This is a genomic window from Oerskovia sp. NPDC057915, from assembly GCF_042887685.1.
Lineage (GTDB): Bacteria > Actinomycetota > Actinomycetes > Actinomycetales > Cellulomonadaceae > Oerskovia.
Window position 1 is genome coordinate 120,554 of the sequence record NZ_JBHVOS010000005.1, and the last position, 21,885, is coordinate 142,438.

Genomic DNA, 21,885 nt, shown 5'->3' on the forward strand with positions numbered 1-21,885 from the left:
AAGGCAAACCTTATCTGGTGTGGGTGGAGTCACACCCACGTCTCGCCCGGACGCAGCCGAGGGGCGGTGCACCCTCCGGCACACCGCCCCTCGGACGAGTCCCCCCGACCCCGATCCGGGGTCAGGTCCTCACGCCTCAGCGGTCGACGATCGACCCGTTCCCGTGGAAGTCGACGCGCGGCGCGGCGCGCACCGCCGGGTTCTCGACCTCGAAGTACTCCGCCCGCTGGAACCCGAACATCCTCGCGACGACGTTCGGCGGGAACGTCTCGACCTTCGTGTTCAACGTGCGCACGTTCGCGTTGTAGAACCGGCGACCGGCCGCGATGCGGTCCTCCGTGTTCGTCAGCTCGTCCTGGAGGCGACCGAAGTTCTCGCTCGCCCGCAGCACGGGGTAGGCCTCCGCGACCGCGAACAGCCGCCCCAGGGCCTGCGTGAGCTGGTTCTCCTTGGCCGCCTGGTCCGCAGGTCCCGACGCGGGACCGGCCGCTGCCGAACGAGCCGCCGCGACCTCCTCGAACACCCCGCGCTCGTGCGCCGCGTACCCCTTCACGGTCTCCATGAGATTCGGGATGAGGTCGTGGCGACGGTGCAGCTCGACGTCGATCTGGCGCCACGACTCCTGCACCAGGTTCCGCAGCCGGACGAAGCCGTTGTACTGCGCGACCGCCCAGAACAGGACGATCAGGACGACGATGCCGATGACGATCAAGGCGATGGTGCCGCCTGTCATGCTGCCCCCTTGGGCTGAGCTGGTCGGACCGGCCGCCCGGGCACCGCACGGCCGGACCGGACGGTCCGGGCGCGAGACGCCGTCGGGCAGCGCGGAAGGTAGGTGCATCGTAGCGGTGCGGCCCCTCGCCGGACCGTGCGGCTCACGGCGACGGCGTGCCCCACGGCGGCGCCTCGGCAGACCCCGCCCTCGGACCCGGGACGGGCCCGCCCGGCCTGCGCGGCGGCTGCTGCGAGCGACGCGGCGGGAGCGCCCCGCGGTCCAGCCACACGAAGTCCGGGACGGCGTCGACCACCACGGCGAGCCGCGAGAGCATCGGGAAGACGTTGTCCGGCACCGTCCGCCCACCCGTCCACGCGAGGATCGCGTCCCCCTCGATCCGCAGGAACCGGCGCTCGAAGTCCGCGTCCAGCAACCGCTGCATGGTGCGCGGGTGCAGCACGTCGTGCGCGAACCGCAGGTCGCTCGACTCGACCCGCCACGCCCGATTGAAGGCGTCCGACTCGAGCTGGATGTCCTGCCCGCCGAACACCTTGGCCAGCTTCGCGCCGAGCCCCTCGGGCGTGAGCTGGAGCGTCGGGAACGACGCGTCGAGCAGCAGCGCGACCACGTGCGCGGAGTGCGTCGTCGACTCCTTGCCCGAGCCCGTGGTCCACGAGTAGGTGAACGACAGGGCGGAGCGCCCCTCGAACGGCCCCGTCAGGACCTCGGTCGCACGCCGCGAGCGCCCCTCGTCGAACGGAGCGCCGCGCCACCGCCGCGCGAGCGCAGGGTCGGCACCGTGGAGCTGCCACCCGTTCTCCGACGCCCAGCGCTCGAGCAGCGCGATCCGCGCCCGGTGCCCCCACCAGCCGACGAGCACCCCCGCGACGGCGAGCAGCGCCATCCCGACCACGAACCACGAACCGTCCATCGCTCCCCCTGCTCGTCGGGGCCGGGGCCCTGTCGTCGTCGGACCGGGCCGGGTCGGGCCCCTGTCGTCGTCGGACCGGGCCGGGTCGGGTCGGGCCCTGTCGTCGTCGGACCGGGCCAGGTCAGCCCGGCCGGGCCCGGCCCGAACCCGTCAGCCCAGGTCCGTCGGGCCCGTCAGCCCAGGTCGAAGTCGGCCAGGCCGAAGATCGAGTGGTACGGCACGCCGAGCGCCTCGATCTTCTCGCGGGCTCCCGTGTCGCGGTCCATGATCGTCGCGACGCCCACGACCTCGGCGCCCGCCGCCCGCGCGGCCTCGATCGCCGTGATGGGCGAGCCGCCCGTCGTGGTCGTGTCCTCGACGACGACGACCCGGCGCCCTGCGATCTCCGGACCCTCGATCTGACGCTGCATGCCGTGCGCCTTGGCCGCCTTGCGGACCACGAACGCGTCGAGGTCCTGACCGCGCGATGCGGCCGCGTGCAGGAGGGCGGTCGCGATCGGGTCGGCGCCCAGCGTCAGGCCACCCACGGCGTCGACCTCGGCGGTGCCCAGCCCGACCTCCTCGAGCTGGTCCAGCAGGACGTGCCCGATGAGCGGGGCCGCACGGTGGTGCAGGGTGACGCGGCGCAGGTCCACGTAGTAGTCGGCCTCCTTGCCGGAGGACAACGTCACCTTCCCGTGCACGATCGCGAGCTCGGCGATCAGGTCGCGAAGCTGCTCGCGGGGCGTCGGGGACAGGTGCGTGGAGGTCTCGGTCATGGGGTCAAGGCTAGCGGTCCGGCGCCTGTGCGGGCCGTGTCTCCTCGTCCTCCGGACGCCCCGGGGCCCGGACGTGAGCGAGGACACCGGCGAGCAGGAGCGCGAGGTCGCGCACGTCCTCGACCGGTGCCGGGCCGTCCGTCCACGACAGGACCGCCCCGGACTCGAACCGCAGCCGGGTCCCGGCGTACGCGGGGGCCAGGAGCATCTGCCGCACGGAAGCCGTCAGGATCTCGTGGGCCGCGAGCTCGTCGGGGGCCCGGACCGTCCAGGCCGCGGCGAACGCCGGGTCGTCGAACACGACCTGACGCCCCACGACCCGCTGGACCGACGGCTGCCCGTACCCCACGGGCACGACCTCGACCGTCGGGACCTCCTGCGATGCGTCGAGGGCCACGACCTGGCACTCGACCATCGTCGGGCGCCCGCGCCCAGCCATGGTCGCCGCGGAGCGCCACGCGTACCGGAACGTCACGAGCGGCCGCCCGCCGACCGTCCCGGTCCGCAGGTCCTCGACCCGGCCGCGGTCCTGGACGTCGAACGGGGCCCCCTTCCACCGGTCGAGCAGCGCATGGTCCACCGGGACGGCCTCCCAGCCGAGGTCGCGCAGGAGCTCGTCCTGAGCGGCACCGCGGCGACGCCGGGCGACGACGCCCACCACGGCCGCCGAGACCACGAGCACCAGCAGCACACCGAGCACGACGAGCCCCACGACCGACTCCCGGCTCATGCGCGCCTCCCCCCGCCCCGCACTCCCCTAGCGCCCCTCGAACGCCCGCACGGCCGCGCGTGGCGCGACCTTCAGCAGCCCCGAGGCCAACCGGTAGCGCAACGACGGGGTCGAGATCACGACGCCGCGGCGCACGTCCGCGAGCGCCGCCGAGACCACGCGGTCCGCGTTGAGCCACACGACGTCGGGGAGCTGCGTGAAGTCGATCCCCGCCCGCTCGTGGAACTCGGTGTGCGTGAGCCCCGGGCACAGGGCAGTGGCCGTGACACCCGTGCCGCGCAGCTCGACCGCGAGCCCCTCGGTGAACGTCCGCACCCACGCCTTGGCCGCCGAGTACGTACCGCCCGCCGTGAGCGCCGCGATCGACGCGACGTTGAGGACCGCACCGCGCCCGCGCTCGGTCATCTGCCCTGCGGCGGCGTGCGACAGCACCAGGACCGCGCGCACCATGACGTCCAGGGCCTTGACCTCGGCGTCGAGGTCGCCGCCCACGAAGCGCTGATGGACGGTGTAGCCCGCGTTGTTGACGAGCAAGCCCACGGGCCGCTGCCCTGCCTCGTCCTCCTCGAGCACGGTGAGACGCGCTGCGACGCGCGCGACGTCGTCGGGCACCGAGAGGTCCGCCGGGAGCACCTGGACCCGTACGCCCGCGGCCGCACGGATCTGCGCCGCGACGCGCTCCAGGCGGTCCTCGTCGCGCGCGACGAGGACCAGGTCGTGACGGGCCGTGGCCAGCTGCCACGCGAACTCGAGCCCCAGGCCGGCGCTGGCGCCGGTGATCAGTGCAGTCGCCATGGCCTCAGCCTAGGGGGCGCGGGACGGTCGGGAGACCCGCACGCCCGACGGCGTCGCGCACCACCGCGCGTCGGGGACGCCGGGGGCGTGGGTCCGCCCGGATAGCCTGTCGCCATGCGTCTCGCCACCTGGAACATCAACTCGATCCGAGCCCGCGCCGAGCGCGCCGTCGCCTTCCTCGAACGATCGGGCACCGACGTGCTCGCGCTGCAGGAGACCAAGTGCAAGGACGCCCAGTTCCCGCACGCCGTCTTCGAGGCCGCGGGCTACGAGGTCGCGCACTTCGGGCTGAGCCAGTGGAACGGCGTCGCGATCGTCTCGCGCGTCGGCATCGAGGACGTCGAGACGGGCTTCGCGACCCAGCCCCACTTCGGGGCCGAGCCGCACCTGGAGGCCCGGGCCATCGGGGCGACGTGCGGCGGCGTGCGCGTGTGGAGCCTGTACGTGCCGCACGGTCGAGCCCTCGACGACCCGCACTACCCGTACAAGCTCGAGTGGCTGCACAACCTGCGCACCCAGGCGGCCGGCTGGCTCGAGGCGGACCCGGCGGCGCAGGTCGCGCTCGTCGGGGACTGGAACGTCGCACCGCTCGACACCGACGTGTGGGACCCGGCCGTGTTCGCGGGGCACACGCACACCTCGCCGGCCGAGCGTGCGGCCTTCGCCGACTTCGCGGAGGCCGGGTACACCGAGGTCACGCGCGACTTCTTCCCCGAGGAGCACAAGTACACGTACTGGGACTACCAGCAGCTCCGCTTCCCCAAGAACCAGGGCATGCGGATCGACTACGCCTACCTGTCCCCCGCGCTGCGCGCCCGCGCGACGGGCGTCGAGATCGACCGGGACGAGCGCAAGGGCAAGGGCGCCTCGGACCACGTCCCGGTGATCGTGGACCTGACGGACTGACCGTCCGGCCCTCCGGAAACGCTGAGTGCGGAGCAGTTGTCGTCGGACGAGCCGTTCGACGACAACTGCTCCGCACTCAGCGGCAGAGGACCTAGCCCAGCGTCACGACGACCTTGACCTCGGAGCCCTCCGGCTGCACCGGGATCGGCAGCGTCGGGTCGAGCTCGACGCCGTCGAGCGTCACCGACCGCACGCCCTTCGACACGTGGTCGGGGTTGCGGACCTCGATCTCGTAGACCGCGCCGCGCCACTCACGGCGCACCTCGAAGCCGTCCCAGTCCTTGGGGATCGACGGGTCGACGACCAGGCCGTCGAGGGCCAGGCGCACACCGAGGATGTACTTCGTCGCGGCCGTGTACATCCAGCCCGCCGTACCCGTGAGCCACGGGTTCTGCGCCTTGCCGAACCACTCGTGGTCGCGGCCGTACAGGAACTGCACGTAGGCGTAGGGCTCGGCCCCGCGGACCTCGATGTTGTCGTTCTGGTTGTACGGCAGGATCGCGTCGTAGAACTGCACGGCCTCGTCACCGCGGCCCAGCATGGCCTCGGCGATGATGGGCCACGCGTTCGGGTGCGAGAAGATCGCCGCGTTCTCCTTGATGCCCGGGTACACGCGCGTCACGAAGCCGACCGTGTCGTCGATCTTGGTGAACGCCGGCCAGTTCAGGTGGTTGCCGTACTCCGAGCCCAGGAGCTCGCGCACCGAGTCCATCGACGCCTCGCCGCGCTCCTGCGTCGTGATGCCCGCGATGACGGGCCACGCCTGGTGCTCGAGGAAGATCTTGCCCTCGTCGTTGTCGTTCGAGCCGATCTTGACGCCGTCGCGCGTGTAGCCACGGATCCACCAGGCGCCGTCCCAGAGCTGGGTGTCGGCGACCTTCGCGATGCGCTCGAGCTCGGCCTCGTACTTGGCGACGTCCGCCGCCGCGCTCTCGTCCCCGGCGGACGCACGGTGCCGGGCGAGCTCCAGGAACGCCTGGATGGCCCACGCGTGCAGGAACGTCACGAGCGAGGTCTCGCCGCCGCCCAGGTTGAGGCAGTCGTTCCAGTCGGCGCGCAGCCCCAGGGCCACGCCGTTCTGGCCGATCTGCTCGCTCGAGAAGTCGAGCGCGCGCGTGAGGTGCTCGTACACCGTGGCGGGCGTGCCCTCGGCGAACGGGATCACCTCGTCGAGGAACTCCAGACGGCCGGTCTCCTTGACGAACTCGACGACCGACGGGACGAGCCACAGGTGGTCGTCCGAGCAGGTGTCCTCGAGCCCGTGGATGAGGTCCTTGGGGTCAGGCGTCGGGACGATCGTCGGCGACGGGACGTCGGGCAGCTTGGGCGCGTCCGGGTCGAACGCCTTGGGCTCGAACAGGTGCAGGCCGTACCCGGCCTCCGTCTGGGCCCGCAGGAGCTCGACGATGCGCTGGTGCGTCTTGGTCGGGTTGGTGTGGATGACGCTCATGACGTCCTGGGCCGTGTCACGGAAGCCCAGGCCGCTGCGGCCGCCGACCTCGACGAACGACGCGAAGCGCGACCACACGACGCAGGTCTCCGCCTGGAGCAGCGTCCACGAGTTGATCATGGTGTTCATGCCCTCGTGGGGCGTGCGGATGCGGAGCTTGTCCTGCTTCGCCTTCCAGTACGCGGCCAGGCGTGCCCGCTCGGCGTCGACGGTCGCGACGTCCGCGTACTTGGCCTGCATCGCGCGACCGGCCTCGGCGCGCGAGCCGTAGCCGAGCATGTAGACGAGGCGCTTGGTCTCGCCCGGCTGGAGCGTGATCTTGTGCTGGAGCGAGCCGCAGTGGTTCTGCGTCGTCGCGCTCTCGTTCGAGCCGTGCCCGCGCTCGATCGCGATCGGGTTGGCCTCGGAGCGGTAGGGGCCGATGAAGTTGTCGCGCAGCGAGTCGTACGACGACGGCGTCTCGCTCGACGCGAAGTAGTGGAACGTCCACGGCTCGTAGTAGGCGTCGTACTCGATGATGCCGTCCTCGTAGGACGACCCCGTCGAGTAGAGCGACATCTGCAGGTTCTGGTTGTCGATCGTGATCGTGTGGAAGGAGAACTCCACGTACGACCCGGCGGTCAGCTCACGGACCTCGTCGGTCGTGTTCGTCAGGCGCACGTCCCAGATCTCGACGTCGTCGTCCAGGGGGATGAAGATCGTCTGCTGGGCGTCGATGCCCTTGTACCGGGCCTCGAACGTCGAGTAGCTCAGGCCGTGGCGCGTGGTCCACCGGCCCGCCCCGCCCGAGGGGTCCAGGGGCGCCCCGTCCTCCGCGAGCGGCTTGCCCACCGGCTGCCACGACACCGACCAGAAGTCGCCGTCCGCCTCGTCGCGCAGGTACACGTAGTGCCCCGGGCGGTCGAGGGGGACGCCGTTCTGGCGGAACCGCGAGATGCGGCCGGTCTGCGCCGACTTGTAGTACGAGTAGCCGCCGCCGTTGTGCGAGAGCACGGTGCAGAAGTCCTTGGTGCCCAGGTAGTTCGTCCACGAGACGGGGACGTCTGGGCGCTCGATGACGTACTCGTCACGAGCGGTGTCGAAGTGGCCGTAGCGCATCGTCGGGTCGGTCCTTGTCGGTGAGAGGTGCGGGTGGGTGGGGGTACGAGGGCTCAGACGCCCGCGGTGACGAAGCCCTTGAGCCAGTCGAGCAGCTCGGCGGCCTTCTCGGGCGAGTCCGCCTCGACGAACATGCGCAGGACGGGCTCGGTCCCGGAGAACCGCAGGAGCGCCCAGTTGTCGTTCTCGAGGACGATCTTGGTGCCGTCGAGGTGGGAGATGCTCACGACCGGATAGGGGCCGATGTGCGTGAGCGGGTGCGCCTCGAGGCGGCGCGGCACGGCGACCCGCATCTCCGGCGTGGAGTCCACGCCGGCCTCGAGCGTGTAGAGGCGCCCTGTGATCTCGTAGATCATCTCGCGCAGCTCGGAGATCTTCTTGCCCGTGCGGGCCAGCATCTCCACGACCAGGGCGCACGCGAAGATGCCGTCCTTGCCGAGGATCCAGCCGCGGACCGTGAGGCCCCCCGACGACTCGCCGCCGAGGACGGCGCCGATCTCCTCCATACCGGCCGTGACGTGCTTGAACCCGACCTTGACCTCGCGCGACTCCTCGCCGAAGTGCGCGGCGAGCCGGTCCAGCAGGTGGGTCGTGGCCAGGTTGCGCACGACGCCGCCCTTCTCGCCGCGGAACTCGTGCAGGTACCAGTACAGGAGGAGCAGGAGGTCGTTGGTCGAGATGTACTCGCCCGTCTCGTCGACGATCCCGATGCGGTCGGAGTCGCCGTCGGTCGCCATGCCCAGGTCGTAGCGGCCACCACCCTGCTGGATCATCGAGATCAGCGTGGACAGGCGCTGGAGGTCGGGCGCGGGGGCGATGCCACCGAACAAGGGGTTGTGCGACGCGTGGATGAACTCGGAGCGCACGCGCATGTCGTTGAGGATCGTGCCGAGCGTGAGCTGGCTCGTGCCATACATGGGGTCGACGATCACGCGCAGGTCCGAGCCACGGACGGCGTCGACGTCGACGATCTTCTCGATCGCGTCGACGTAGGGCTCGGTGAGGACCCTGTCCACGACGAGACCCGCCTTGCGGGCGACCGCGAGGTCGAGCGTGATGACGTCGTCGACGCTGAGCGCGTTGGCCTCGTCCTGGTAGCGGTCGGTCTCGTCGTCGAGGGGCAGCGAGCCGTCCTGGCGGAACACCTTCATGCCGTTCCACTCGGGCGGGTTGTGGCTCGAGGTGACGATGATGCCGTACGCCGCACCGAGGTACGGGGCGGCGAAGGTCACGAGCGGCGTGGGGACGTCGTCGGGCAGGAGGGTGACCGGGATGTTGTTCCCCGCGAAGACCTCGGCAGCCGCGATCGCGGACTCGCGCGACAGGAAGCGGCGGTCCCCGCCGATGACGACGCCCAGGCCGTCGATGCCCTTGCGGACCGTCTCGTTCGCGATCGCCTGGCACAGGCGGCGCACGTTGGCGAGCGTGTAGCCCTCGCCGATGATGGCGCGCCAGCCGCCCGTGCCGAACACGATCTTCGTGTCGGTGTTCTTCTTCGGCATGAAGAGGCGCTTGAGGAGGATGTCCGCGGCCTCCTGCAGCTCCTCGGCGGTGTTGATGCCGCGGACCTCGTCGGTGTCGTAGATGCGGTACGACGAGATGCTCTTGTGCTTGGCGATGACGCGGCGTGCGAGCTCGGTGAGCCGGTGCTCCCCCTCGGCGAGCATGACGTCGAGCTCGGTGAACAGCAGGCCCGGGCCTGCGACGTACGCGCCCACGTTGACCTCGACGGACGCGCCGTCCCCGGCGGTATCGGCCGGGCGGTCCTCCTCCTCGAGGATCGCGGTGATCTCGCCGTCGTGACGGACGATGCGCCCGTAGGTGGGCAGGTCCTCGGTCACGACGGCCGCGAGCAAGGACAGGTCCGCACCCTTGAGCGTGTGGCGGGTCAGGAGCCCCAGCAGGGACTCGGAGCGCAGGAGCGGGGTGTCGGCGTAGGCCACGAGGACCTCGCTCACGGTCGTCCCGAGCGCCTCGACCGCGGTGCGGGCCGCGAGCACGGCGCCGCCCGTCCCCGGCAGGTCCCGCTGCTCGACGTACCGGAAACCCTCACCCAGCAGGCCTCGGACGGTCGTGTCGCCTGGGGCCACCACGACCACGATGTGGTCGTCCGCGATGATCTTGCGGACGTTCGCGACCGCGAGCTGGACGACCGTCGCGTCACCCAGCGGGCGCGTGATGAGCTCGCGCGAGGCGTCGTCGTGACCTGCAGCGAGGACCACCGCCGCTCGATCGTTCGTGGTGGCGGGAACCTGTGCGGCCTGTGGCAGGGTCATGACGTCCTCACTGCTCGGTGATGCGTCGTGCGCGGCCCGTGCAGACCGCGCTCGGTAGGGCACCGGAGAGCCGAGCGAAAAAAGCACGACTCCTTCCAAATCCCTCTCGCGAGGGACCGCGGATGCCCGGTACCACCACCGATCATAGACGCGACGAGCGCCGTCCCGAAGGCCGCCGAGGCCTTTGGGGTGGAATCCTCACAAAATATTCGTCCACCACCACGACGCACCCCGGTCGACAGGCTCGTGCACCACCACGACGCACCCCGGTCGACATGCCCTGTGGAGGCTCTCGGCAGAGGGCGCGCGCCATGGCTACGGTTCTCCCATGACGCCACCCCCACCGCAGGGCTCGGACACCTCGGACCAGGAACCGTTCTCCCCGCCGGCCCCTCCGTACTCGCCCGGTGGAGCAGCACGCCAGCCCCCGCTCGTGCCGTACCGTCCGCCGACCGGGGCCGACGACGCCCCCGCCGCGACGGACCCGTACGCGCCCCCCGCTCCGGGGTCGGCGGCGCCGTCCTCGTCGACGGGCAGCGCGGCCCACGGTCCGTACGGCGCCCCCGGGACCCCCGTGTACGGGACCGCCCCGGAGACCTACTGGAACGACCCGTCCGCGAGCCGGCCCCCGGCCGGCTACGGTCCCGGCTACCCGTCCGGGCACACCCCCGGCCACCCGGCCGGGTACGGTCCCGGCCACCCGGCCGGCTACGGCCCACAGCCCGGTTGGCCGACCCCTTCGTGGGACGCCTCGTTCGCCCCTCCGCCCCGGCAGAACGGCCTGGCGCTCGCGTCGATGATCACGTCGCTCGCGGGCCTGCTCGCGTGCATGGTCCCCGGGATCGTGGGGCTGGTCCTCGGCATCGTGGCGCTGCAGCAGATCGGGCGCGACGGGACGACGGGGCGCGGGTTCGCGATCACGGGCATCGCCGTGGGTGCGGTCGGCACGGCCTTCGTGCTGCTCTGGATCTTCGCGATGGTGGCGGGCTGGTGAGCACCCCGCCCTCCCCGCACGGGTACGACCAGGACGTCTACTACGCGCCCGGCTGGCAGCCCGCTCGGCCGCGGACCGAGCCGCTGGCCGTGGCGGCCCTCCCGACCGGCCTGCTGCTCGGCCCGGTCGGCGTGGGGGTCGGGGCGGCGGCGCTCGCACGCATCCGGCGGGACGGCACGAGAGGCGTCGGCCTGGCCTGGGCGGGCATCGCTCTCGGGGTCGCGGTGACGCTGACGGCGGTCGCCGTCGTGGTCGCCCTGCTCGTCGGGGACGCCGCGACGCGGCCGCTGCCTGCCGACGTGAGCGAGCCGCGGTCTGCGCACGCACGTCAGCTCGTCCTGGGCAGCTGCCTGGCCGAGCTGCCCGACGACGGCGAGGTCTACACGGTCCGGGTCGTCCCGTGCGCGGAACCGCACGAGGCCCAGGTCGTCGCGAGGACCGACTTCCCCGCCGACTCGGCGTGGCCGGGGCAGGACGTGGCGGACGCCCGGGTGTCCCGGGTGTGCACGCCCACGGTGCTGTCGGGAGACGCTCCCATGGATGGCGTCGCGCTGGTCGTGTGGTCGCCGTCCGAGGATTCCTGGGCGCAGGGCGACCGGACCGGCCTGTGCGTGGCGAGCACCGCGGCGCTCACGGAGGGTTCCCTGATCGACTGATCGCGACCCGCACGGACGGCGGGTTCGCCACGACCACCGACACCTACCACTTGGTAGGTGTCTGCGCTAGCCTCGGACGGACAAGCAGAGCGGCTTGCCCGCCGAACCCGTGAGGAAGTGCATCCGTGACCTTCGAGACCACCGCCGCCCAGACCTCGGCGCGCACCGCCGGCCAGCTCGACGTCGAGCGCCTCGTCCAGGACCTCACGCTCGAGGAGAAGGCCTCGCTCACGTCGGGGCTGGACTTCTGGAACACACAGCCGATCCACCGCCCGGGGGCCGAGGTCCCGGCGGTCATGGTCACCGACGGTCCGCACGGCCTGCGCAAGCAGGACGAGTCCGCCGACCACCTCGGCCTCGGGGCATCCGTCCCCGCGACGTGCTTCCCCACGGCGGCCGCGCTCGGTTCCACGTGGAACGTCGACCTGCTCCACCGGGTCGGGCAGGCGCTCGGCCGCGAGACCCGCGCGAACGACGTCGCCGTGCTGCTCGGTCCCGGCATCAACATCAAGCGCTCACCGCTGTGCGGCCGCAACTTCGAGTACTTCTCCGAGGACCCCGTGGTCTCGGGCGACCTGGGCGCGGCACTGATCCAGGGCGTCCAGAGCCAGGGCGTCGGCACGTCGCTCAAGCACTTCGCGGCCAACAACCAGGAGACCGACCGCATGCGTGTGTCGGCCGACGTCGACGAGCGCACGCTGCGCGAGATCTACCTGACCGCGTTCGAGCGAGCCGTGAAGAAGGCCTCGCCGTGGACCGTGATGTGCTCGTACAACAAGATCAACGGGACGTACGCGTCACAGGACCACTGGCTGCTCACCGAGGTCCTGCGTGACGAGTGGGGCTACGACGGCGTCGTGGTCTCCGACTGGGGGGCCGTCTCGGACCGCGTGCCCGCTCTCGCCGCGGGCCTCGACCTCGAGATGCCCTCGACCGGCGGTCGCACCGACGCCGAGGTCGTGGCGGCGGTCCGGGCGGGCGAGCTCGACGAGGCCGTCCTCGACCAGGCGGTGCGTCGTCATCTCACGCTCCTGAACCGGGCCCTGCCCGCGCTCGCCGAGCCCGGCTCGTTCGACGCGGCCGAGCACCACGCCCTCGCGCGCGAGGCCGCGGCCGAGGGCGCCGTCCTGCTGCGCAACGAGTCCGTCGACGGCACTCCGACGCTCCCCCTCTCCCCGTCCGACGCGGCGTCGCTCGTGGTGATCGGCGAGTTCGCCCGCACCCCGCGCTACCAGGGCGCCGGGTCGAGCCAGGTCAACCCGACCCGTCTCGACGACGCCCTGTCGGAGATCCGTACGATCGCCCGCACCGACGTCCCGTTCGCGGCGGGCTTCGGCATCACGGACGAGACGTCGGCGGCCGACGCGGCGTCCCTGCGTACCGAGGCCGTCGACGTGGCCCGCGGAGCGGGGACCGCCGTCCTCTTCCTCGGCCTTCCCGCGAGCCAAGAGTCCGAGGGCTTCGACCGCGACCACATGGACCTTCCCGCCGACCAGATCGAGCTCCTGGAGGCCGTCACGGCGGTCTGCGACCGGGTCGTCGTGGTGCTCGCGAACGGCTCGGCCGTCACGATCGCCCCGTGGCAGGACCACGCTGCGGCGATCCTCGAGGGATGGTTGGGCGGTCAGGCGGGCGGCGGCGCGATCGCGGACCTGCTGTTCGGCGTGCGCAACCCGTCGGGCAGGCTCACCGAGACCGTCCCGGTCCGGCTCGAGGACAACGCGTCCTACGGGAACTTCCCGGGCGAGCTGGGCCACGTCCGCTACGGCGAGGGCGTCCTGGTCGGGTACCGCTACTACGACGCCAAGCGCATGGACGTCGCCTTCCCGTTCGGCCACGGCCTGTCGTACACGACGTTCGGCTACGAGGACCTGGCGGTCACGGTCTCGGGCGAGGGGCCGACGGCGTCGCTCACCGTGGACGTGACCGTCACCAACACGGGAGCCGTCGCGGGGGCAGAGGTGGTCCAGGTGTACGTGGGCGACCCGCAGGCCATGGTCGAGCGCCCCGAGCGTGAGCTCAAGGCGTTCGGGAAGGTCGTGCTCGCCCCGGGCGGGACGCGCACGCTGACGTTCGAGCTCGACGCGCGCGACCTGTCGTACTGGCACCCCGTGCTGCGACGCTGGGTCGTCGAGGGCGGCGAGTTCGTGGTGTCGGTGGGTGCCTCGTCCCGCGACCTGCGCGGCTCGGTGTCGGTCGACGTCGTCGGCGAGGACGTGACCCCGCCGCTGACCCCGTCGTCGACCCTGGGCGAGGCGCTGGCGCACCCGGTCGCGGGCGAGATCCTCCGGGCCTCGATGGCTCAGGCCGGCGGCTCGGGGGCCATGCCCCTCGACGACGGCATGATGGCCATGGCGGCAGGGATGCCGCTGCGCGTCATCGCGAGCTTCGACGGCATGCTGTTCGACGAGGCGCAGCTCGACCAGCTCGTCGCGGCGGCGAACGCTCGCTGAGACGGCTGCGGCGACGGGGCGCCCGCGGGTCTGCGGGCCCGGGGGCGCCCCGTCGTCGGGCGGTCAGCGCGTGGCGCCCGCACCGTCCGCCGGCGCACCGGCCGGCTCGGCCGACCCGGCGGGCTCGGCCGACCCGGCAGGCTCGGCCGACCCGGCAGGCAGGATCAGCGACAGGTAGGACCTCAGGCCGGCCGCCATGTCGACGGGTGGTCGCGGCCCGTTGCGCTCGAGCAGGAACTGCACCTGCAGCCCGTCCATGAGGGCGACGATCGCTCGGGCGGTCGTGGCGACGTCGACCCCGGGGCGCAGGTGTCCTGCGGCCGCGCGCTGGGCGATCTCCTGGTGGATGCGCAGGAGGACACCGTCGTAGCGGCGCTGGAAGTAGTCGTGCGCGGGGTGGTCGGGCGCCGTGGCCTCGGCGGACAGGATGCAGAAGAGCTCGACGATGCCGGGGCGGGCGGCGTTGCGCTCGACGGCGCGCACGAGGGCGTCGAAGTAGTCGAACCCCTGGGCGAAGTCGGCCTGGAGCAGGGCGAAGTCCACGGCGTCGCGGTGCTCGAGGACGGCCTGGAGGAGCATCTCCTTGGTCGGGAAGTGATGCAGCAGCCCGGGGTGGGAGATCCCGACGCGCGAGGAGATCTCGCGGAGCGACGCCGAGTGGTACCCGACCTCGCCGAACAAGCCCGTGGCTGCCTCGAGGATCTCGTCGCGCTTGGCGCGCCCCTTGGCGTAGCCGCGTGACGCGGTCCCGGCGGCCGCGCCCGGCGTGTCGCGCCGAGCCGGCGTGCGCTGCTCGGTCGGGCCTGCGCTCGGGCGTGGTTGCGTGGTCGCTGACGTCGTTCTGGGCATGTGCCCTCCCCCGTGAGTGTGTTCGTTCCCGGTCCTGCGGTGCGTGCCGCGGTGCGCCGGTCACGCGAGCCTAGCGCCGCGATCCGTCGACGGTGGGTCGTGTCCCACTGCGGCGCCCTTGCCTCCTGCTGCCATCGTCCCACCAGACCGACCGAGCGCTTCCTCTGTGCCGGGCGGTCGTCGCAACGGTCCAGCCCCCACCTGCCACCGTCCGGTCCACGGTTCCGCCAGAAGTCGCAACCCACCTTCCTCCCTCCGCCAGAAGCGCCCGCCACGGCCCGGACGACAGGCTGGAGGCACGGCGCGCGGCACCTCGGCCGCGCGGCCAGAGGAGAGGGGATCCACCGATGCCAGCCATCGAGATCGTGGGCCTGCGCAAGTCCTACGGGACGTTCGACGCCGTCCGTGACGTGAGCTTCGCCGTCGAGCCCGGGAGGGTCGTGGGGCTGCTCGGCCCGAACGGCGCGGGCAAGACGACCACGCTCAACGTCCTGCTGGGGCTCGCGTCCGCGAGCGCCGGGACCGCGACGATCCAGGGCAGCCCGTTCGCGGCGCTGGAGAGGCCGGCCTCGACCGTGGGCGCGCTGCTCGACGCGGGCGGCCTGCACCCGGGCCGCAGCGGCCGCGACCACCTGCGGGTCCTCGCGACGGCGGGCGGGATCGGGGGTCGGCGGGTCGACGAGGTGCTCGCGCTCGTCGGGATGGACCGCGCCGCGGACCGGCGCGTCAGGACGTACTCGCTGGGCATGCGCCAGCGCATCGGGCTGGCCGCGGCGCTGCTGGGCGACCCTCAGGTCCTGGTCCTCGACGAGCCCGCGAACGGCCTCGACCCGGCGGGCATGCGGTGGATGCGCGAGGTGCTGCGCTCGTTCGCGGAGGGCGGTGGGGCGGTGCTGCTCGCGAGCCACGTCCTGGCCGAGGTCACGCAGGTGGCCGACGACCTGGTCGTGATCGGCCAGGGCCAGGTCATCGCCGACGGCCCGCTCGCGGACCTCGTCCGGGGCGAGTCCCTGGAGGACTTCTACCTGAACCTGACCGCCGAGACCGAAGGAGTGCGCTGATGTTTCGCGCCGAGCTGCTCAAGCTGCGTACGACCCGCACGCCCTGGGTCCTGGGGGTCGTCGCCCTCGCGGGCATGGTCCTGGTCCAGGCCCTGACGATCGCCCTGCCGCGCGTCCTGTCGAGCTTCGAGGGCCTGGGGGGCGGCGCCACCGTGGGGCTCGAGGCCTCGCCCGGTCTGACCGCCGACCTCGCCCCCGACCTCACGGGCATCACCGACCTGGGCGCAGCGCCCGTGCAGCGCGCGATGCTGGACCTGCTGGGCAACGGCCCTGCGGGGTCGGGCTCGGCGGGGGTCTCGGTCATCTGCATGCTGCTGCTGGGTGTCCTCGCGGTCACGACCGACTTCCGCACGGGCGGCATCGTCCCCACGGCCCTCGTCGTCCCGTCGCGCCTGCGCGTCCTCGCGGGCAAGGCGGGCGCGACCGCCGTCGTCGCGCTCGTGATCGGTGCCGCGCTCGCGGTGCTCACGGCCCTGGGCCTTCTCGCGGCGGTCGCGTCGACGCCGGGCGCGCAGCTCATGGTCGGTGCGGGTGACGTCCTGGGCGTGTGGGGGCGTGGGCTGCTGGTCCTCGTGCTGTTCGCGTGGCTCGGGCTGGGCATCGGGACGTTGGTCCGCGGGCAGGTCGCGGCGATCCTCGTCGTCGTCGGGCTCGTGGTCGTCGAGCCGCTGATCCAGGCCGCGGTCGTGCTGCTCTCGGGCGGCACGTCGAGCGCTGCGGCGTGGCTGCCGCTGGGACTGGGGTCGCTCGCGTCGACCGGGCAGAGCGCGACGTCGGTCCTGGGCGGCCTCGCCCCGATGGGCGTCGGGGCCGCGGTGCTGGGTCTGGTCGTGTGGGTCGCGGTCGCGCTCGGATCGGGCGCGGTGACGTTCCGTCGCCGCGACCTCGTCTGACGCGGCGCCGTCGGGCGCCACGGCCACGTACCGTGGTGCCCGACGGCGCCGCTCACCCGGGTGCGCAGGTCGCCATCCCCCTGGACCCGGTTGGGTTCCCGCACCTCTGACGCCACACCACCCGTCGGCCGACCGCCGGCCGCCGACCGCCGACCGCCGACCGCCGACCGCCGCCCGACGATCCCGAGAGGAGCCCTCGTGCTCGACGCCCTGCACCGCCGGCTCGACGCCGTCGGCATCCGTACCCCGACGGGCCGGGACGCCCTGCTGGGCGGGGTCGTCGCGGCGCTCACGGTCAGCTTCCTGCTGGTCATCGAGCGCGTGGCCCTGACGGACCTCGGCATCCTGGTCGAAGGGGCGCCCGACTCCCTGCGGTTCTCGACGGCTGGCCGGGTCGCCGCGATCACGATCGTCGTCGCGCAGGCCATGGCGCTCACGCTGCGCCGTCGTGCGCCGCTGCTCGCGCTCGCGCTGGTCGTCGTGGGCCAGGTCGCGCTCGTGCCGGTCCTTCCCGCCCTCGTCTCGTTCCAGGCGCCCGCGACACTCGTCGCGGCGTACTCGGTCGGGGCGTACGCGCCGCGCCGCACGGCCCTGTGGGCGGCCGGGGCGTCCGCGGGCGTGCAGGTCCTGCTGGGCTTCGTGCTCGGCGGTCCGGTACCGATCACGTCGGCGGGCGGCACGCCCGTCGCGGTGCAGGTCTGGGGAGGCCTCGCCTCGGCCCTCCTGACGTACGTGGCCTCGGCGCTCGTCGGCGCGTACGTCGGCACGCGCCGCGAGCTCTTCGCCCAGCTCCAGGGGCGCGTCGCCCAGGCCGAGCGTGAGCGTGACATGCTCGCGGCGCAGGCCGTCCTGGAGGAGCGGGGCCGCATGGCACGCGAGCTGCACGACGTCGCCGCGCACCACCTGTCGGGGATAGTCGTCCAGGCGGCCGCGGCCGAGCGCCTCGTCGACCGCGACCCCGAGCGCGCCAAGGAGTCGATGCGCTGGATCCGCACCCAGGGACGCGAGACCCTCGACAACCTGCGGCTCGTCGTCGGCATCCTGCGCAGCTCGTCGCAGACCGGTCCCGGCGAGCCGGGCGAGGAGGCACCGGCAGCACCGCAGCCCACGCTCGACGACGCGGTCGAGCTGTTCGACCTCGCGCGCAGCGCAGGCGCCGAGGTGCGCGACGTGCGGCTCGGCGAGCCGTTCGACCTGTCCCCCGCGGCCCAGCTCACGGTCTACCGCGTGCTCCAGGAGGCGCTGACCAACGCCCGCCGGCACGCGCCCGGGCGCGCGATCGAGGTCGTGACGGACTACCAGCAGGCCGCGCTCGCAGTCACCGTGACCAACCGGTTGCCCGTCGGGGCGATCGGGTCGGGCGGCCGGGCCGGGCCGTCCGGTGCGGCACCCGGCACGCCGGACGCCCCGACCGGGCCTGGCCACGGCCTCATCGGCATGACCGAGAGGGCGACCCTCGTCGGCGGGACGCTCGACGTCGGCCCGGTGCCCGGCGACGGCTGGCGGGTCCGGCTCACCGTCCCCAGGCCGGCCGACGCCGTGCCTCCCACCATCCCCGAGCGCTCGGCGACGTCTGCGGACGAGCCGCGCTCCGCCGTCGGGCAGGAGGCCCCATGACCCGAGTGGTGCTGGTTGACGACCAGGCCGTCGTCCGCGCAGGCTTCACCGTGATCCTCGAGAGCGAGGGCTTCGAGGTCGTGGGCGAGGCGTCGAACGGGGCCGACGCCGTGCGCGTCGCGCGCCGGGAGCGGCCCGACGTCGTGTGCATGGACGTCCGCATGCCCGGCGGGGACGGCATCACGGCGACGCGCGCGCTCGCGGGGCCCGGCGTCGTCGACCCGGTCCCGGTGCTCGTGGTGAGCACGTTCGACCTGGACGACTACGTGTTCGGCGCGCTGGAGGCCGGGGCGAGCGGGTTCCTGCTCAAGGACGCCGAGCCCGACGTGCTGGTCGACGCGGTGCGGCGCGTGGCGTCGGGCGAGGGACTGGTCGACCAGACGCTCACGCGGCGCGTGATCGACGAGTTCGCCCGACGGCGGTCCCCCGCCGCCCCCGACGACGTCGCCTCGGGCCTGCTCACCTCGCGCGAGCACGACATCCTGGCGCTGCTGTGCCGAGGGCAGTCGAACGCCGAGATCGCCGCGACGCTGTTCCTCGAGGCCAGCACCGTGAAGTCGCACCTGAGCCGGATCATGACCAAGACGGGCGTGCGCGACCGCGTCCAGCTCGTGGTGTGGGCGTACGAACGGGGATTGGCCGCCCCGTCGCCACGGTGATCCGGCCGAGGTAGAACCGTGTGCGCGAGGTAGACCTCTAGGGGGTCTACCTCGCGCACACGGGTCTACCTCGGCGTCACGGGGAGATACACCCGGCCGCCCGCGTCGGCGAACTCGCTCGACTTCTCCGCCATGCCGGCCTCGATCGCCTCGACCGACGTCAGCCCGTTCTTCTCGGCGTACTCCCGCACGTCCGCCGAGATCCGCATCGAGCAGAACTTGGGCCCGCACATCGAGCAGAAGTGCGCGGTCTTGGCGGGCTCGGCCGGCAGGGTCTCGTCGTGGAAGGCGCGCGCGGTGTCGGGGTCGAGCGACAGCGCGAACTGGTCGTGCCAGCGGAACTCGAACCGGGCACGCGACAGCGCGTCGTCCCGCAGCTGCGCGCGCGGGTGCCCCTTGGCGAGGTCGGCCGAGTGCGCCGCGATCCGGTACGTGATGACGCCCGTCTTGACGTCGTCGCGGTCGGGCAGCCCCAGGTGCTCCTTGGGCGTGACGTAGCAGAGCATCGCGGTCCCGGCCTGCGCGATGATCGCGGCCCCGATCGCGGACGTGATGTGGTCGTACGCGGGCGCGACGTCCGTCGCGAGCGGGCCGAGCGTGTAGAACGGCGCCTCCTCGCACAGCTCCTCCTCGAGGCGCACGTTCTCGACGATCTTGTGCATGGGGACATGGCCAGGGCCCTCGATCATGACCTGCACGCCGTAGGACTTCGCGACCTTGGTCAGCTCCCCCAGCGTGCGCAGCTCGGCGAACTGGGCCGCGTCGTTGGCGTCCGCGATCGACCCCGGACGCAGACCGTCGCCGAGGGAGAACGTCACGTCGTAGTCGCGCAGGATCTCGCACAGCTCCGCGAAGTGCGTGTAGAGGAACGACTCCCGGTGGTGCGCGAGGCACCACGCCGCCATGATCGAGCCGCCGCGCGACACGATGCCCGTGACGCGGCGCGCGGTCAGCGGGACATAGCGCAGCAGGACGCCCGCGTGCACGGTCATGTAGTCGACGCCCTGCTCGGCCTGCTCGATCACGGTGTCGCGGTAGATCTCCCACGTGAGCCTCGCGGGGTCCCCCTTGACCTTCTCGAGCGCCTGGTAGAGCGGCACCGTCCCCACGGGGATCGGGGAGTTGCGCAGCACCCACTCGCGGGTCTCGTGGATGTCCTTGCCCGTCGAGAGGTCCATGAGGGTGTCCGCACCCCAGCGCGCGGCCCACACCATCTTCTCGACCTCCTCCTCGATCGAGGACGTCACGGCCGAGTTGCCGATGTTCGCGTTGATCTTCACGCCGAACGCCTTGCCGATGATCATGGGCTCGATCTCGGGGTGCCTGCGGTTGGCCGGGATCACCGCCCGGCCGCGGGCCACCTCGTCGCGCACGAGCTCGACGTCGACGCCCTCGCGCGCCGCGACGAACCGCATCTCGTCGGTGACGATCCCCGCGCGCGCCCACGCGAGCTGCGTCCGGGCGCCGCCCGCGCCGTGCTCGGTCGGTACGGCGTCGGGCCGCAGCCACGACGCCCGCAGAGCGGGCAGGCCGCCCGCGAGGTCGAACGCCGACGGGTCGTCGACCTCGGTGTACGGGCCCGAGGTGTCGTACAGGTCCAGGTGCTCGCCGTTGCTCAGGTGCACGCGGCGCTCCGGGACGCGCAGGTGCTCCGCTCCCGGGACGGGGTGGTGGACCTTGGCGGACCCGGCGATGGGTCCGGTCGTGATGGTGTGCGGCCTCGTGGCTGCCGTGGTGGCGCGCACAGCGCTGGTGGGCCCGGTGGTTGCGGGCACAGCGGTCTCAGAGCTCATTGCTCTCTCCCTACGTCGGCATGATCCGAACAGGTTCGAACGGTCGGCGGCGCTGAGCCGCCCTCTCAGCTCGCTGCTGCGAGCTCCCGTGGGGTGTGAAGTTGTGTGGTGCGGGGTGGTGCGGGGTGGTGCGCGGCCACCGTAGCGCACGTCGCCGGGCGTCGGCGCGATCGTCCCGCGACCACCCGTCTCCCCGTGAGCGCGGACCCGGTCACCCGTCTGCGGGCGCCCCCTCCGCGATGTCGTCCGACGTGTCGGGCTGGTAGACGCACACCCACAGCGCCCCGGCGCGGACGCTGACCTCGAGCTTCTTCGCTGGCTCGATCACGTCGCCGTCGAGCTGGCGCGGCTGCGGCCGGTCGGAGATCACGGAGATCCGCGACCCGCGCAGCACCTCCATGTTGGGGACGCGGCGGCGTCCGCGCAGCACGCCGACGAGGAGCTGGACCCAGTGGCCGAGGTTGCGGGGCGCGATGATCGCGACGTCCATCTGGCCGTTGTCGGGCTCGGCGTCGGGCAGCAGGTTGACGCCCGCCTGGAGCTTGCCGACGTTCCCGACGACCACGGTCCGTGCCCGACGGCGCAGCACGGGCCGGTCGTCGACGCGCACCTCGACCTTCATCTCGTCGTCGGCGAGGTGCTTGAATGCCGAGACGACGTACGCGAGAGCCCCGGCCTTGGCCTTGAGCGCGGTCGGTGCGTCCTCCATCATCGCGGCGTCGAGCCCCATGCCGGCCATGACGGCGAAGGCCTGCCCGTCGACCTCGCCGATGTCGACGGCCCGCCGGCCGCGGTCGAGCGCGAGGCGGATGCCGTCCTCGGGCCGGGGCGGGATGCCGAGGTTGCCCGCGAGGAGGTTGCCCGTGCCGCCGGGGAGGACGGCGAGCGCCGCGTCGGTCCCGGCGAGCCCTTCGATGCAGGCGCGCACGGTGCCGTCGCCGCCGCTCACGAACACGACCTCGGCACCGTCCGCGACGGCCTGCCGGGCCTGGCCCGTGCCGGGGTCCTCGGCGGTGGTCTCGAGCCATGCCGGGGCGGGCCAGCCCGCGTCGGCGAGCTGGGTCTCGATGGTGCGGCGGAGCTCGTCGAGCCCTTCGACACGGTTCGGGTTGACGATCACGGCCGAGCGGAGCGGTGCGTGGTCGAGGCGTTGCTGGGCTGCGGTCTCGGGCGCTTGTTCCTGGGACGGGTTCACACCTGAGTATGTCGTGCGCAGCACGTGCTCGCCCGGCAACGGGACGACTCGGGCAC

General features: G+C 72.6%; 18 protein-coding genes and 1 riboswitch. Of the genes, 8 read left to right on the forward strand and 10 right to left on the reverse strand.

What is annotated here, in order from left to right:
- Window positions 1-136: 136 nt before the first annotated feature.
- From ACFVQ3_RS05150 to ACFVQ3_RS05170, 5 genes are all read right to left on the reverse strand, one after another.
- Window positions 137-733: a LemA family protein gene (locus ACFVQ3_RS05150; RefSeq protein ID WP_387635900.1), complete on the reverse strand. Its 597-nt coding sequence runs from the start codon at window positions 731-733 to the stop codon at window positions 137-139.
- Window positions 734-875: 142 nt separating this feature from the next.
- Window positions 876-1,646 (reverse strand): hypothetical protein, encoded by a 771-nt coding sequence (locus ACFVQ3_RS05155; protein WP_387635903.1) that lies wholly within the window; start codon window positions 1,644-1,646, stop codon window positions 876-878.
- A 173-nt stretch (window positions 1,647-1,819) separates the two neighbouring features.
- Window positions 1,820-2,404: an orotate phosphoribosyltransferase gene (gene pyrE / locus ACFVQ3_RS05160; RefSeq protein WP_387635905.1), complete on the reverse strand. Its 585-nt coding sequence runs from the start codon at window positions 2,402-2,404 to the stop codon at window positions 1,820-1,822.
- Window positions 2,405-2,414: 10 nt separating this feature from the next.
- A complete protein-coding gene (locus tag ACFVQ3_RS05165) occupies window positions 2,415-3,134 on the reverse strand; it encodes a hypothetical protein (RefSeq protein WP_387635908.1) in 720 nt (239 codons plus the stop codon).
- A gap of 27 nt (window positions 3,135-3,161) precedes the next feature.
- Window positions 3,162-3,929, reverse strand: coding sequence for an SDR family NAD(P)-dependent oxidoreductase (locus ACFVQ3_RS05170; protein WP_387635911.1), 768 nt, complete (start codon window positions 3,927-3,929; stop codon window positions 3,162-3,164).
- Window positions 3,930-4,043: 114 nt separating this feature from the next.
- Between ACFVQ3_RS05170 and ACFVQ3_RS05175 the strand changes: the two genes are divergently transcribed.
- Entirely contained in the window at window positions 4,044-4,835 is a 792-nt protein-coding gene (locus ACFVQ3_RS05175) for an exodeoxyribonuclease III (RefSeq protein WP_387635914.1), read from the forward strand.
- Between the two features lie 91 nt (window positions 4,836-4,926).
- Here the strand turns inward: ACFVQ3_RS05175 and ACFVQ3_RS05180 are convergent, their stop codons facing one another.
- Window positions 4,927-7,383, reverse strand: coding sequence for a GH36-type glycosyl hydrolase domain-containing protein (locus ACFVQ3_RS05180; RefSeq protein ID WP_387635916.1), 2,457 nt, complete (start codon window positions 7,381-7,383; stop codon window positions 4,927-4,929).
- A 53-nt stretch (window positions 7,384-7,436) separates the two neighbouring features.
- The gene (locus ACFVQ3_RS05185) at window positions 7,437-9,659 is read right to left on the reverse strand and encodes a glucosamine-1-phosphate N-acetyltransferase (RefSeq protein ID WP_387635918.1); all 2,223 of its coding nucleotides are present in this window, start codon (window positions 9,657-9,659) and stop codon (window positions 7,437-7,439) included.
- A gap of 328 nt (window positions 9,660-9,987) precedes the next feature.
- On the opposite strand from ACFVQ3_RS05185, the gene ACFVQ3_RS05190 reads away from it, so the two are divergent.
- The 3 genes from ACFVQ3_RS05190 (at window position 9,988) to ACFVQ3_RS05200 (ending at window position 13,762) form a co-directional block, all read left to right on the forward strand.
- Window positions 9,988-10,653, forward strand: a complete 666-nt coding sequence (locus ACFVQ3_RS05190) for a DUF4190 domain-containing protein (RefSeq protein ID WP_387635920.1) — start codon at window positions 9,988-9,990, stop codon at window positions 10,651-10,653.
- Entirely contained in the window at window positions 10,650-11,309 is a 660-nt protein-coding gene (locus tag ACFVQ3_RS05195) for a septum formation family protein (RefSeq protein ID WP_387635923.1), read from the forward strand. Before ACFVQ3_RS05190 ends, ACFVQ3_RS05195 begins: the two co-directional genes overlap by 4 nt.
- Before the next feature lie 125 nt (window positions 11,310-11,434).
- Complete coding sequence (locus tag ACFVQ3_RS05200; RefSeq protein WP_387635926.1) at window positions 11,435-13,762, forward strand: glycoside hydrolase family 3 C-terminal domain-containing protein; 2,328 nt, start codon at window positions 11,435-11,437, stop codon at window positions 13,760-13,762.
- A 63-nt stretch (window positions 13,763-13,825) separates the two neighbouring features.
- On the opposite strand, the gene ACFVQ3_RS05205 is transcribed toward ACFVQ3_RS05200, so the two are convergent.
- A complete protein-coding gene (locus ACFVQ3_RS05205) occupies window positions 13,826-14,611 on the reverse strand; it encodes a TetR/AcrR family transcriptional regulator (protein ID WP_387635929.1) in 786 nt (261 codons plus the stop codon).
- A gap of 347 nt (window positions 14,612-14,958) precedes the next feature.
- On the opposite strand from ACFVQ3_RS05205, the gene ACFVQ3_RS05210 reads away from it, so the two are divergent.
- From ACFVQ3_RS05210 to ACFVQ3_RS05225, 4 genes are all read left to right on the forward strand, one after another.
- Window positions 14,959-15,672 (forward strand): ABC transporter ATP-binding protein, encoded by a 714-nt coding sequence (locus tag ACFVQ3_RS05210; RefSeq protein ID WP_387635932.1) that lies wholly within the window; start codon window positions 14,959-14,961, stop codon window positions 15,670-15,672.
- The gene (locus ACFVQ3_RS05215; protein WP_387635934.1) at window positions 15,672-16,565 is read left to right on the forward strand and encodes a hypothetical protein; all 894 of its coding nucleotides are present in this window, start codon (window positions 15,672-15,674) and stop codon (window positions 16,563-16,565) included. The genes ACFVQ3_RS05210 and ACFVQ3_RS05215 overlap by 1 nt, the downstream gene beginning before the upstream one ends.
- A 198-nt stretch (window positions 16,566-16,763) precedes the next feature.
- The gene (locus ACFVQ3_RS05220; RefSeq protein ID WP_387635937.1) at window positions 16,764-18,182 is read left to right on the forward strand and encodes a sensor histidine kinase; all 1,419 of its coding nucleotides are present in this window, start codon (window positions 16,764-16,766) and stop codon (window positions 18,180-18,182) included.
- Entirely contained in the window at window positions 18,179-18,841 is a 663-nt protein-coding gene (locus ACFVQ3_RS05225) for a response regulator (RefSeq protein ID WP_387635940.1), read from the forward strand. The genes ACFVQ3_RS05220 and ACFVQ3_RS05225 overlap by 4 nt, the downstream gene beginning before the upstream one ends.
- 65 nt (window positions 18,842-18,906) lie before the next feature.
- Here ACFVQ3_RS05225 and thiC read toward each other — a convergent pair whose 3' ends face one another.
- Together thiC and ACFVQ3_RS05235 are read right to left on the reverse strand one after the other, a co-directional pair.
- Window positions 18,907-20,634 (reverse strand): phosphomethylpyrimidine synthase ThiC, encoded by a 1,728-nt coding sequence (thiC, locus tag ACFVQ3_RS05230; protein ID WP_387635943.1) that lies wholly within the window; start codon window positions 20,632-20,634, stop codon window positions 18,907-18,909.
- Window positions 20,625-20,734, reverse strand: a riboswitch (TPP riboswitch). Its footprint overlaps the gene before it by 10 nt.
- A 111-nt stretch (window positions 20,735-20,845) precedes the next feature.
- A complete protein-coding gene (locus ACFVQ3_RS05235) occupies window positions 20,846-21,829 on the reverse strand; it encodes a diacylglycerol/lipid kinase family protein (RefSeq protein WP_387635945.1) in 984 nt (327 codons plus the stop codon).
- Between the last annotated feature and the right edge of the window lie 56 nt (window positions 21,830-21,885).